The organism is Cribrihabitans marinus (assembly GCF_900109035.1).
GTDB lineage: Bacteria > Pseudomonadota > Alphaproteobacteria > Rhodobacterales > Rhodobacteraceae > Cribrihabitans > Cribrihabitans marinus.
Genome location: NZ_FNYD01000024.1, coordinates 1 through 13051 on the forward strand (window position 1 = coordinate 1; position 13051 = coordinate 13051).

11 protein-coding genes are annotated in these 13051 nt (G+C 60.5%); 8 read left to right on the top strand and 3 right to left on the bottom strand.

From position 1 onward, the window contains the following. Nucleotides 1-216 precede the first annotated feature (216 nt). On the bottom strand, nt 217-945 hold the full coding sequence (locus BMX57_RS20050) for a winged helix-turn-helix transcriptional regulator (protein WP_092371634.1): 729 nt from the start codon (nt 943-945) through the stop codon (nt 217-219). 124 nt (nt 946-1069) lie between these two features. Between BMX57_RS20050 and BMX57_RS20055 the strand changes: the two genes are divergently transcribed. Further along, a complete protein-coding gene (locus BMX57_RS20055) occupies nt 1070-1870 on the top strand; it encodes a class I SAM-dependent methyltransferase (RefSeq protein WP_092371637.1) in 801 nt (266 codons plus the stop codon). A 198-nt stretch (nt 1871-2068) separates the two neighbouring features. Here the strand turns inward: BMX57_RS20055 and BMX57_RS20060 are convergent, their stop codons facing one another. Together BMX57_RS20060 and BMX57_RS20065 are read right to left on the bottom strand one after the other, a co-directional pair. After that, a complete protein-coding gene (locus tag BMX57_RS20060) occupies nt 2069-3307 on the bottom strand; it encodes an L-rhamnose isomerase (RefSeq protein ID WP_092371640.1) in 1239 nt (412 codons plus the stop codon). Between the two features lie 10 nt (nt 3308-3317). Further along, nucleotides 3318-5420, bottom strand: a complete 2103-nt coding sequence (locus BMX57_RS20065; RefSeq protein ID WP_092371643.1) for a bifunctional rhamnulose-1-phosphate aldolase/short-chain dehydrogenase — start codon at nt 5418-5420, stop codon at nt 3318-3320. A gap of 189 nt (nt 5421-5609) precedes the next feature. Between BMX57_RS20065 and BMX57_RS20070 the strand changes: the two genes are divergently transcribed. The 7 genes from BMX57_RS20070 to BMX57_RS20100 all read left to right on the top strand — a co-directional run bounded on the left by BMX57_RS20070 (nt 5610) and on the right by BMX57_RS20100 (nt 12734). Then, entirely contained in the window at nt 5610-6410 is an 801-nt protein-coding gene (locus tag BMX57_RS20070) for a DeoR/GlpR family DNA-binding transcription regulator (RefSeq protein ID WP_092371646.1), read from the top strand. Nucleotides 6411-6449: 39 nt separating this feature from the next. Beyond that, on the top strand, nt 6450-7451 hold the full coding sequence (gene rhaS / locus BMX57_RS20075; RefSeq protein ID WP_092371649.1) for a rhamnose ABC transporter substrate-binding protein: 1002 nt from the start codon (nt 6450-6452) through the stop codon (nt 7449-7451). A gap of 76 nt (nt 7452-7527) precedes the next feature. Continuing rightward, on the top strand, nt 7528-9060 hold the full coding sequence (locus tag BMX57_RS20080) for a sugar ABC transporter ATP-binding protein (RefSeq protein WP_092371652.1): 1533 nt from the start codon (nt 7528-7530) through the stop codon (nt 9058-9060). A gap of 11 nt (nt 9061-9071) precedes the next feature. After that, nucleotides 9072-10055 carry an ABC transporter permease gene (locus BMX57_RS20085; RefSeq protein WP_092371655.1) on the top strand — a complete coding sequence of 328 codons (984 nt, stop codon included), beginning with the start codon at nt 9072-9074 and terminating at the stop codon, nt 10053-10055. Then, the gene (locus tag BMX57_RS20090) at nt 10052-11038 is read left to right on the top strand and encodes an ABC transporter permease (protein ID WP_092371658.1); all 987 of its coding nucleotides are present in this window, start codon (nt 10052-10054) and stop codon (nt 11036-11038) included. Before BMX57_RS20085 ends, BMX57_RS20090 begins: the two co-directional genes overlap by 4 nt. Next, nucleotides 11038-11352 carry an L-rhamnose mutarotase gene (rhaM, locus tag BMX57_RS20095; protein ID WP_092371661.1) on the top strand — a complete coding sequence of 105 codons (315 nt, stop codon included), beginning with the start codon at nt 11038-11040 and terminating at the stop codon, nt 11350-11352. The genes BMX57_RS20090 and rhaM overlap by 1 nt, the downstream gene beginning before the upstream one ends. Continuing rightward, nucleotides 11349-12734 carry an FGGY-family carbohydrate kinase gene (locus BMX57_RS20100; protein WP_092371664.1) on the top strand — a complete coding sequence of 462 codons (1386 nt, stop codon included), beginning with the start codon at nt 11349-11351 and terminating at the stop codon, nt 12732-12734. Before rhaM ends, BMX57_RS20100 begins: the two co-directional genes overlap by 4 nt. Nucleotides 12735-13051 lie beyond the last annotated feature (317 nt).

The following is a 13051-nucleotide window of genomic DNA, read 5'->3' on the forward strand; positions in this document are numbered from 1 at the left end:
AATCTGAAGGATCACACAGGATCAACGACGAAAGTCGCGTCCAAAACCGGACGCCTAAGAATCCGCGCAGTCCCAGCCCGTTTCCACACAGCCTCCGGACTTTGCTGCCGTTCGTGTCACTGCCCGAATGACTGGTTCCAACAGCACGAGAATCCATGGCAACCGAAAGGCACGGAACCGGCTCTCCTGATCGCGTCATGACCTCGCGTTTCCGATCTACCGGGATTTCGAGGGCTCCGATGCCGGTCGCCGGACGGGGCCGCCCGCCGCTGGGGGTGTCCTTGCCATTGTGTCGAAGTTGAACCAGCGCGCAAGTCGCCGCATGAGCTTTGGTGCGCCATCGACCGTTATCCGCCCGTCTTCCATGGCAGCCGCAAGAGGAACGTCTCCGCGATAGACCCGGATCAAATCCGCCAATGTGGCCTCCAGGAACAGGTCGGTCCCACCTCCGGGGTCGGAAACGCAGAGATCTAGGCGTCCGCCCTCGCACACGTACCAGTAGAACCTCTTGTGCTCCGGCTGGTCGGACACGTCGAGCCGAAGTACATGACGCTCCGGTCCGAACGCCATCGGGTCCACCGAGTATTCCAGCCCCCAGATCAAAAGCCCCAAGTCAAGCTCACCTTCACTAAGTTCGCGTCGTGTCCATCTTTGTCCCCAGATACCAAGCGCGCCCACCAGGGGAAGAAATTCGGCACCGGCGTCGGTCAAGTGATAGGTCCAGCTCTTGCCCGTGTCGCTGCGTTTCCGCTCGACAAGGCCTTCGGCTTCCAGTTGGCGCAGTCGCCGGGTCAGGAGCGTTGCAGACATATGCGGAACGCCCCGGTGAATGTCGCTGAACCTTTGTGCGCCGGCCCCAAGGTTCCGGATGACCAGCGCGGTCCAGCGTTCGCAAAAGATTTCCGCAGCCTTGGCGATGGGGCAAAATTGACCATAGCTCTTCATGGCGGCCTCCCCCGCTTTGTGCAGGATACCCCAGCTTCCTCGCCGTGAATACTACAGATCGTGGAGTATCCAGCGGCGGAACCGATCGGCAAAATCGCTCCGGAATCACTGAAGGGAGGCTAGGATGAACGTCGACACATTGAGCCCTGAAGCACTGATGTGGGGCCAGCCAGGCAAATCTTACGACGGGATTTCGTTCGGCCTGTCCGACACCATCTCGCACACGGTTCAGGCCCTCTGGCCAAGGCCCGGCGAACGCATCCTCGATATCGGAACGGGCACGGGTTGGGCTGCCAGGCTTGCAGCTTGGCGTGGTGCCAGCGTTACGGGCGTGGACATTGCACCAGGCATGCTCGAAGCGGCCGAGGTTCTGTCAGCCGGGTTGGATCCCCGTCCGGTCTTTCAACAAGCGGCGGCAGAGGCACTTCCTTTCCGGGACGAAAGCTTCGATGGGGTGATCTCGACCTATGGTGTCATCTTCTCAAGCGAACCAACCAAGGCCGTGGCCGAGATGGCGCGTGTGCTCCGACCCGGTGGCCGCCTTGCGCTCGCAACATGGGCAGACGAACCCGATGGCTATATCGCGCGCTTTTTTGGGCTGGTCGGAGAATGGTCCGATGCGCCCCCGCCACCTACCTCACCCTTCGACTGGGGTCACGCAAGCTGGTTGAAAGAGGTCGTCGGAGAGCGTTTCGAGATCGACCTCCGCGAACAGGTGACGACCCTCTACGCACCGGATGTGACAACGATCTGGAAAGAGTACGTCAATGGCTTCGGTCCCGTCGCGGCCACATACGCCGCCCTTTCGCAAGACCGGCGCGACGCTTTCAGAGCGGCATTCGAGGACTTCCATAGATCGTTTGCCACCGGGTTGGGCCTGGCGGTTCCCCGGCTGGCGCTTGTCGTCCGGGGTGTCCGGCTTTAGACCGCGATGCCGCTGGAGCCGCGGACAGCTGTTGTCGGCACGGCTTCCCGAAGCAGGCTTTCATGCGCTGTGCAGCATCCTGCGCCTTCTACCAAAGGGCCCTCAAGCGCTCTGCGAGCTCCTGCCAGGCCGGAAGCACCGTGGCGGTCAATGAATAGAGCTGGCTAATGCCTTGCGGCCTCCCGGATTCGGGGGGCCTCAATCGCGGGCTGATACGCTGCTTTGGTAGCTGTCGAGCTCTTTGATGAGTGCCTGACCATTTGGAACATCTTCCCGCGCGGAGAATTCATCCCAAATCGCGCCGAACGGCATATCCTTGAACTCTTCCGTGACCGTCAGGCGCGTCGTGTAGTCGAGCGCGCTTTCCGCTGATTCCAAAGCAGTCCAAGGCAACAGCAGCGCGCGTAGCAAAGCTTTTTGCATGTTGCGCGTACCGATCACCCAGGCCGCGGTCCGGCTGATCGTGGCATCGAAGAAATCGAGCCCGATATGGGTGCGGCCCAGCAAATCGGCGCTGACCAGCTCTTGCGCCATTTGCAGGATGTCGTCGTTCAGCAGGATCACGTGATCGCTGTCCCAGCGCATCGGGCGCGAGACGTGGAGCAGGATTTCGTCCAGCGACAAAGCGACCGAGCTCAGTTTATCGGCGATGTTCTCGGTCGGGTGGAAATGGCCCATGTCCAGGCACAGGAGCGTGCCCTTGCGGATCGCATACCCCATGTAAAACTCGTGGCTGCCGACGGTGCAGGCCTCGACGCCGATCCCGAAAAGTTTGCTCTCGACGGCGTCCAGCATTTGCGCCTTGTCCTGCGGCGGGGCCAGCATCGCATCGAGCGATGCCTCCAGCCGCGCTCGCGCCGCCATGCGGGCGACGGGGGTGTCCTTGTAGCCGTCCGGCACCCAGATGTTGTTCACGCAAGGCGAACCCAGGGCCGCGCCCATTCGGGCTGCGATATCGCGGGACCGCCTGCCGTGTTCGATCCAGAACTCGCGGATGCCCTGGTCCGGGTGACTGAGCGTCAGATTGTCGTCCGCCTTGGCATGGGCAAAGAAGGTCGGGTTGAAATCCAGACCGATGCCCTGATCCTTGGCCCAGTCGACCCAAGGCGCGAAATGCTGAAATTCGATCGCGTCCCGATCGGGGGTCGCGTCGGTATCCAGGTACATTGCGTGCAGATTCAGCCGGTGCTTTCCGGGGATCATCGAATAGGCGAATTCGAGGTCGGCACGCAGTTCGTCGGGATTTCGTGCGCGGCCCGGATGGTTCCCGGTCGCTTGAATGCCTCCACCAGAGGCACCCGACTTCTGTTCGAACCCAACGACATCATCGCCTTGCCAGCAATGCATGGAAATCGGGATGGTTTTTAGGCGATCCAAGGCGGCTTCGGTATCGACACCCCAGTCGGCAAACGCGGCTTTCGCTGTCTCATAGCTCATCGGTCTTATCCTATCGCGTGAACGCCTGGACGTTGCCCGCATCCACGTTGATGATGTTGCCCGTCGATTTGGCGGAAGCGTCGGCGGCAAAGAAATAGCACGCCTCGGCGATGTCTTCGGGCAGGACAGAGCGTTTGAGCATGGACCGCTGGCGATACATCTCTTCCAGACCGTCCTTGTCGGTGCCATAGGTGTCGGCGCGCTGTTCCAGCCAGTCACCCTCCCAGATCTTGGAGCCGCGCAGGACAGCATCCGGATTGACGACGTTGACGCGGATGCCGGCCTCGGCGCCCTCAAGCGCGAGGCACCGTGCCAAGTGAATCTCGGAGGCCTTGGCCGTGCAGTAGGCGGCGGCATTCGGCGAGGCGGCGAGACCGTTTTTGGAGGCGACAAAGACAACCGCGCCGCCCATGTCCTGAACCCGCATCAATTTGAACGCCTCGCGACTGACCAGGAAATAGCCCGTTGACAGGATGTCCATGTTCTTGTTCCACAGCGCGAGCGACGTCTCTTCGACCGGGGCGGACGATGCGATACCGGCGTTGGACACCAGGATGTCGACGCCGCCGAATTCGACCGAGGCATCGGCAAAGGCCGCGGCGACCGCCTCTTCGCTGGTCACGTTCATGACGACGCTGCGGACAACGTCGGCGCCGAAATGGCCCGACAGATTGTTCTGTGTCGACGCCAGGGCGTTTTCGTTGATGTCCGCCAACACCACGCAGGCCCCTTCGGCCAGGTAGCGTTTCGCCGTGGCCGCGCCGATCCCGCCCGCGCCGCCGGTAACTAGTGCCACCCGGCCCGCAAGCGATTTCGGTTTCGGCATGCGCTGAAGCTTGGCCTCCTCCAGCAGCCAGTATTCGATGTCGAAGGCCTCTTGCTCGGGCAGCCCCTGATACTCGCTCACCGCCGAAGCCCCGCGCATCACGTTGATCGCGTTGACGTAGAACTCTCCGGAAATGCGGGCAGTTGCCTTGTCCTTGGCAAAGGTGATCATGCCGACACCGGGCACCAGGTAGACCACCGCATTCGGGTCGCGCAGCGCCGGACTGTTGTCATGTTTGCAGCGCTCGTAGTAGGCTGCATAGTCCTTGCGGTAGGCATCGATTTGGTCAGGCAATCCGTCCATGACGGCGTCTATGTTGCCTTTCGCCGGATCGAAAGGCACCACCAGCGGGCGGATCTTCGTGCGCAGGAAATGATCGGGGCATGAAGTGCCCAGGGCGGCCAACGGCTCCAGGTCCCTTGCATTGACAAACTCGAGAACCGGGTCGCTGTCGTTGAAATGGCCGACCATGTGCTGATTGCCCGAAACGAACCCTCGGATCGCCGGCATGAGCCGGGCGGCGACGGCGCGGCGCTCCTCGGCGGAAAGGCTCTCGTGGATGGCTCCGCCAAAGGGTGCGACGCCCTCGCTGCGCTCGGCCAGCCACTTCGTCGCGACGTTGATCACATCGATGGTCTGGTCGTAGCACGCCTTCGCGGTGTCGCCCCAGGTGAAAAGACCATGGCTTTCCAGAACGACGCCGTCCGCATCAGGATTATCAATGCAGAATTTTTCCAACCAGAGACCAAGTTCATAGCCCGGCTTTTTCCACGGCAGCCAACCGATGCGGTCACCGTAGATCTCCTGCGTCAGTTCTTTGGAGTTCTTCGAGGCCGCAATCGCGATGATTGCGTCGGCATGGACGTGATCCACGTGCTTGCGCGGCACGTATGCGTGCAGCGGCGTATCGATGGAGGCCGCGCGCGGATTGAGCCTGAACGTGCAATGCGGCAGATAGCCGACCATTTCATCTTCGAACTCGACGCCTCGATAGAGCGACTTCAGAGCCTGAAGCTTGTCCATGTAGAGCGTCGCAAAGCCATCCATCTTGATCGAGCCGATGTCGCCGCCCGAGCCCTTGACCCAGAGCACCTCCACCTCTTCACCGGTCAAGGGATCGGTTTCCATCACCTTGGCGGAAGTGTTGCCGCCGCCAAAATTGGTCACGCGCTTGTCCGACCCGAGAATATTCGAGCGATAGAGCAGGAGTTCCGATTCGCTCATCCCTTGTACAGCCTCGTCGTCCCAACGGCTTTCAAGAAGCTGAGATTCCAATGATTTCAACATTTTTCCTCCCGGTCGGCGCAACGCGCCCAGCAATGATGTCCGCCGACAAGCTGATCGGAGTGCGACGGTTTGTCAATCACGATTAAGCATTTCCAATCATGCTGCAGCGCAATATGAAGGTTTATGATTGTTTGTGATTGACAGGTGCGGCGAATCCGGACAGCTTGTGTCACCAGGGAGGCCAAGTGAATGCACGAGAAAGAGCGGCACACGATCATTCTGTCAGCAGTCGAAGAGCGGCCGGTTGTCACTGTGGTCGAGCTTTGCAACCTGACCGGCGCGTCAGAGGCAACGATCCGGCGAGACATCGCAACGCTGGATCACGAAAAGCAGCTTCGCCGTGTGCGTGGCGGCGCAGAGGCGCTGAGCCCGCCTCAATTCGTCGGCCTTGCCGGGCGTCCGTTTTCGGTCAACGAAACGATGCGGATCGCCGAGAAGCAGGCGATTGCCGCGGCTGCGGTGGATCTTTGCGACGATGGTGATGCCATCATCATCAATGGCGGTACGACGACCTTTCAGATGGTTCACCCCCTGGCCGGTCGCCGGATGCAGGTGTTCACCAACTCCTTTCCGATCGCCGAGCATCTTCTCAAGCATTCCAAGAACACGATCATGCTGTCCGGCGGCGCGATCTACCGCGAGCAGAACATCATCCTGTCGCCCTTCGACAATGATGTGACACGCAATTTCTGCGCCCGCCGCATGTTCATGGGTGCTCAGGGTCTCGGCCCGCTTGGCCTGATGGAGGCTGATCCGTTGCTGATCCAGGCCGAACAGAAGCTTATCGGCCAAGCGGATGAACTGGTCGTTCTGGCTGACAGCACGAAGTTCGAACAACGCTCCAGCCTCGTTCTTTGCCCGTTGAACCGGATCACCACTGTCATCACCGATGACCAGATTTCAGACAAGGCGGCCGCGATGCTCGAGGCCGCCGAAGTGACGCTGATCGTTGCCCAACCAGGGGGCGCTCAGAAAAACGTGGCCTCGTAGTGGGGGCCGACACGCGAACGTGCTTTAGGGAGGAAACCAATGAAACGTCGCACTTTTACCAAACTCACCACCGGCCTCAGCCTGGCAGCGAGCCTGTTCGGCACATCCGCACTGGCGCAGGACGACATGCGTATCGCGCTTGTGGTCAAAGCACTTGGAATTGGCTTCTTCGAAGCCGCTGCCGAGGGTGCTGAAGAGGCGGCCAAGGAACTGGGCGGGGTGGAGATCATCTATACCGGCCCGACCGACACGACCGCCGAAGGCCAGATCGAGGTCATCAATTCGCTGATTGCCCAAGGCGTCGACGCTATTGCCGTCTCGGCCAATGACACCGATGCACTCGTTCCAACGCTCCAGAAGGCAATGCAGCGCGGCATCACAGTTATTTCCTGGGACTCCGGCGTCGCCGAAGAAGGTCGCCAGGTGCACCTGAACCCGTCGTCCAACGCGCTTATCGGCAACATGATCATCAAGCTGGCCGCCGATCATCTGCCGGATGGCGGCGACGTTGCCGTATTGTCGGCGACCACGACCTCGACGAACCAGAACATCTGGATCGAAGAGATGAACAAGGTCATGGACGACTATCCCGGCATCAATGTGGTCTCGACGGTCTATGGCGACGACCTGGCTGACAAGTCCTATCGGGAAGCCACCGGCCTCATGCAATCCTACCCTGATCTCGATGCGATCATCGCGCCGACTTCCGTCGGCATCGTTGCCGCCGCTCAGGCGGTGGTCGACGCCGGCAAGGTTGGCGAGGTCAACGTGACCGGGCTTGGTCTGCCATCCGAAATGGCGGGCGCGATCGAAAGCGGTGCATCGCAGTCCTTTGCGATCTGGAACCCCATCGATCTGGGCTACTCTGCCACCATGATCGCTCATGCCCTTGCCTCGGGTGAGGCCACTGCCGAGCCGGGTGCCGAGATCTCGATTGGTCGCGTGGGCACGATCACGCTTGACGAGACCAACTCGGCGGCGATGGCAGATCCGTTCGTCTACGATGCCTCCAACATCGACCAGTTCAAATCGATCTTCTAAGCCATCTGGACAATTCTCCGGCGCGCGTGACCAAACCGCGCCGGAGCCTCCATTCTTCAGAAGCCCGGGACCTTCGATGCTGAAACAATCGGACATCATCCTGACGCCCGAAGGCGCGACCGAGGACGCCGCGGTCCTGGCGCTCGAAGGCATCACAAAGACTTTCCCGGGTGTCAAAGCCCTGTCCGAGGTCTCACTGCGCCTGGTGCCGGGGAAGGTCACGGCGCTGATCGGGGAAAACGGCGCGGGCAAGTCCACGGTCGTCAAGATCCTGACCGGCATCTATCAGCCTGATGGTGGGACGATCCTCGTAAACGGAAAATCGACCACCTTTCCGGTTCCGCAAGCGGCGGCGGACCATGGCGTGACGGCCATCCACCAGGAAACCGTGCTGTTTGACGAGCTTTCGGTCGCTGAAAACATCTTTCTCGGGCATGCGCCGCGGGGAAAGTTTGGGCTGATCGACCTCAAGGCCATGAACCGAAAGGCGCAAGACATCCTTGCAGGGATCGGCGCGAATATTGACCCTGAACACAAGCTCAAGGACCTCGGCATCGCGAACAAGCACCTTGTGGCCATTGCGCGGGCGCTGTCCATCGACGCGCGCGTCGTCATCATGGACGAGCCGACAGCGGCCCTGTCGCACAAGGAAATCGAGGAGCTGTACGAGCTTGTCGAAAGCCTGAAGGCCCAGGGCAAGGCGATTCTGTTCATCAGCCACAAGTTCGATGAAATCTTCCGCATCGCGGATAACTACACCGTTTTTCGTGACGGCCAGTTGATCGGCGACGGCGCGATTGCCGATGTCACCGAGGCAGACTTGGTGAAGATGATGGTGGGCCGCGATGTCAGCCAGATTTTTCCGGCGCGCACGCCCAATCCGGGGGAGACAGTGCTGAAGGTCGCAGGCTATTCCCATCCAACGGAATTCGAAGATATCGGTTTTACCCTGCGCAAAGGCGAGATCCTCGGTTTCTACGGCCTTGTTGGCGCGGGTCGCTCCGAGTTCATGCAGTCGCTTTTCGGCATCACACGACCCTCTGCAGGGACGGTCGAGATCGACGGCAAGACCGTGCAAATCAAGTCACCCGCAGACGCCGTCGAAAACGGGATCGTCTACGTGCCCGAAGATCGCGGCAGGCAGGGGGCCATCCTGGATCTGCCGATCTTTCAGAACGTCACACTGCCATCGCTCGGGCGGATTTCCGGCAGGGGCTTTCTGAAGCTCGCCGAGGAATTCAAGCTGGCCCGCGAATACACCGAACGGCTCGATCTGCGAGCGGCGTCACTGGACACGCATGTCGGAAATCTCTCGGGCGGCAACCAGCAGAAGGTCGTCATTGCCAAGTGGCTGGCAACGCAGCCCAAGGTCATCATTCTGGATGAGCCCACCAAGGGCGTCGATATCGGGTCCAAGGCCGCCGTGCATGAATTCATGGCGGAACTCGCGGCGCAGGGGCTCGCCGTTATCATGGTCAGCTCGGAAATCCCCGAAATCATGGGCATGTCCGACCGCGTCATCGTGATGCGCGAAGGGCGGATCATCGTCGAACTGGCAGACCGCGATCTGCAACCTGAAACACTTGTTCGCCACGCCGCAGGTATTTGAAGGAACCCGCCATGCTCAAACGCTTCATTACCTCACGCGAGGCACTGTTGATCGGGGCGATCGTTTTGTTGCTGGGCCTGATTTCATCTCGTTTCCCGGGCTTCGTCACGCCTGCAAACCTCGCCAATGTGTTCAACGACACCTCGCCGCTGATCCTTTTGGCGGTTGGTCAGATGATTGTCATCCTGACCAAGTGCATCGACCTCAGCGTTGCGGCAAACCTTGCGCTGACAGGTATGGTAGTCTCCATGGTGAACGTCGCGGCGCCAGGCCTGCCGATTGCCGTGATCCTCGCCATCGCAGTTGGGCTGGGAACGTTGCTGGGCATGTTCAACGGCCTGCTTGTCTGGAAGCTCGCCATACCGCCGATCGTCGTGACGCTTGGCACGATGACCATCTTTCGCGGCATCATCTTCGTGATCTCCGACGGCAAATGGGTCAACAGCCATGAGATGAGCCCGACCTTCAAGGCCTTTCCGCGCACAGAGATCCTCGGCCTGCCGGTCCTCGGCTGGATCGCGATCATCGCGGTTATCGTGTTCACGGTTGTCATGACCCGCACAACACTGGGACGGGCTTTTTACGCGGCGGGCGGCAATCCTCATGCTGCGACCTATGCCGGTATCAACGTCGGCAAGACGCAGTTCTGGGCCTTCACGATATCGGGCGCATTGGCTGGGCTGACGGGCTACCTCTGGGTGTCGCGCTTTGCTGTCTCTTACGTCGATATTGCCGGCGGGTTCGAGCTTGACGTGGTCGCGGCCTGCGTGATCGGAGGCGTATCGATCATGGGCGGCATCGGCACGGTCGCGGGGGCGCTTCTTGGGGCATTGTTCCTTGGCATCATCAAGAATGCTCTGCCGGTCGTCGACATCTCGCCCTTCTGGCAGCTGGCCATCTCGGGTGGCGCGATAATCATTGCCGTCGCCCTGAACGCGCAGGCCAACCGCGAAAAGGGCCGCATCATCCTCAAACGTGCGGAGCAGGCAACATGAGCACAACAGTTCGCACGATCCCCGACCGCCTGAGGTCTCTGCTCGAACAGCGACTGAAGAGCTGGGAAACCCTGCTGTTGCTGGTGGCCATCGGCATCTTCATAGCCAACAGTTTCGCGTCGCCCTACTTCCTGAACGCCTGGAACCTGAGCGACGCAACCTTCAACTTCACCGAAAAGGCGATGATAGCCTTCGCGATGGCCCTGCTCATCATCTCGGGGGAGATTGATCTGTCGGTGGCTTCGATCATCGCGCTTGCGTCGACCGCCATGGGGGCAGCGGTTCAGATGGGTGTCGGTACACCGGGTCTGGTGCTCATCGGTCTCGGGGTCGGCCTGCTCTGCGGCGCGTTCAACGGCGTATTGGTCACGCGGATGGGGCTGCCTTCCATCGTCGTGACCATCGGCACCATGAGCCTCTTCCGGGGCATCAGTTTCATCGTGCTGGGGGACCAGGCCTTCCGCGGCTACCCGGCAAGCTTTTCCTGGTTCGGGCAGGGCTACGTCTGGTGGGTCATTTCCTTCGAATTCGTGCTCTTTGCGATCATCGCGCTGATCTACGCCGTTCTCCTGCACAAAACCAATTTCGGCCGCGCAGTCTATGCGATCGGCAACAACGCGACCGGCGCGATGTTTTCCGGCATCCGCGTGCAGCGAGTGAAGTTCATCCTGTTCCTGCTGACGGGCCTGATGTCTGGTGTCGCCGCGATCTGTCTGACGGCACGGCTCGGGTCCACCCGGCCGTCCATCGCGACGGGATGGGAGCTTGAGATCGTCACCATGGTGGTGCTTGGCGGGGTCAGCATTCTGGGCGGTTCGGGCACGATTGCCGGCGTCGTCATCGCAGCCTTCGTGATGGGGTTGGTGACCTTCGGGCTGGGCCTGCTGAACGTGCCCGGCATCGTCATGTCCATCGTCATAGGCGCGCTTCTGATCGGGGTCATCGCCCTGCCGCGCCTCTGGTCCGTGTGGCGGGCGCGTTGATGGAGAAATACGCGTTCAAGATGCAGCTGAAGCCGGGCTGCCGCGACGAATACATCAGACGCCATGACGAGATCTGGCCTGAACTTGTCACGCTTCTGAAAGAGACGGGAATATCGGATTATTCAATCCATCTGGATACGGAGGCCAACACCCTATTCGCCGTGCTGTGGCGAAAGGACGACCACACCATGGAGGATCTGCGCACCCATCCCGTCATGCAGAAATGGTGGGCGCATATGGCTGACATCATGCAGACCCAGCCCAGCAATGAACCGGTGGCCACACCTCTGGAAACCGTGTTTCACATGCCATGACACGCCATGTCGCCGTCATAGACATCGGAAAGACCAACGCGAAACTCGCCCTGGTCGACCGGGAAAGCCTGACCGAGATTGCGGTGATCACGCGCCCAAACACGGTTCTGCCCGGTCCACCCTGGCCGCATTTCGACGTGGAGGGCCACTGGGCTTTTCTGCTGGACGGGCTGCGCGATTTCCAAGCGGCGCATGGCATTGATGCGATTTCGATCACAACGCACGGTGCCTGCGCTGCACTTCTTGACAGTAAGGGTGAACTTGCCGCGCCGATCCTCGACTATGAATTCAACGGCCCCGATGAGCTGGCCGAAAATTACAACGCCATCAGGCCGCCATTCTCGGAAACCGGATCACCGCGGCTGGCGGGCGGGCTGAATATCGGCGCGCAATTGTTCTGGCAGTTTCAAACCGATCCCGAATTGAAAGCCAATACGCACCAGATCGTCACGTATCCGCAATTCTGGGGCGCGAAGTTGACCGGGGTAGCAGCGATGGACGTCACGTCGCTCGGGTGTCACACCGACCTTTGGAACCCGCTGGCAGGGGAGTTCTCGTCATTGGCCGGGGCGCTCGCAATCACAGACAAACTGGCCCCGGTCCGCAAACCATCAGACGTTCTCGGGACCATTCTGCCGCAGATTGCGGAGCATACGCAGTTGCCGCCCGATACCCCCGTTCATTGCGGCATCCATGATTCCAACGCCTCGTTGCTTCCGTATGTTCTTGCACAAGAGCCCCCGTTCAGCGTCATTTCAACCGGGACATGGGTGATTGCCATGTCGATCGGTGGGACGTCCGTGTCGCTTGATCCCGGCCTCGATACCTTGATCAACGTGACAGCCCTTGGTGATCCGGCCCCGTCAGCACGCTTCATGGGGGGGCGCGAACATGACCTCGCGTCCGGCGGACCCTACCCAGAGCCAACACCGGATAATCTGGAAGTCGTATTGGCAAATGAGATCATGCTGATGCCGGCACTGGCCGCCGAGACCGGGCCGTTTAATGGCTATCAAACCGGGTGGCTGGGTTCGGAGCCCGAAATCGGAACCGGCGAGCGCGGCGCCGCCGTTGCGCTTTATCTTGCTCTGGTGACGACCGAATGCCTCTCCAATATCGGCCATGAAGGAGCGATCATTGTCGAAGGCCCGTTCGCCAGCAATCGCATCTTTCTTGAAATGCTGGCCGTCGAGTCTGGCTCCCACGTATCCCGCGCCTCCGGGACCACCGGCACCAGCGCGGGTGCCGCGATGCTTGCAAGTGGAGAGGCTTTTGCGCCGCCGTTTCAACACTGCTCCGGGTCCTTCAATCCCGAAAGGGCCGCGGCCCTTCAAGAGTATGCGTCTCTGTGGAAGCAGAAAGTGCAACGTCGGGCTCAGTAACCGCAAGCTTCGGCCATGGAGCGCAGCGGAGTCGTTTGATTGTGCTTCCTCAAACCACCATCGGTCCACCGATCGGACGATCGGCATCGGCAAAGAGCATCCGTCTTCCCACTGATGACTTCGCCGATGGTCCGACCTGCGGCTGCCGTGGTGGTGACAATACTTCGGATGCCGGCATTGCGCAGTTTGACCCTCTAAGTGGCTCGCGCAGCAAAAGTCACTGTAAGCGCCTCGGCGATCCCCTACGCGGCGCGGCTTGACGCGGCCGCAAAGTTCCAGGGCATGAGATCGTCGATGCGGCTTCTGGGATGACCGTC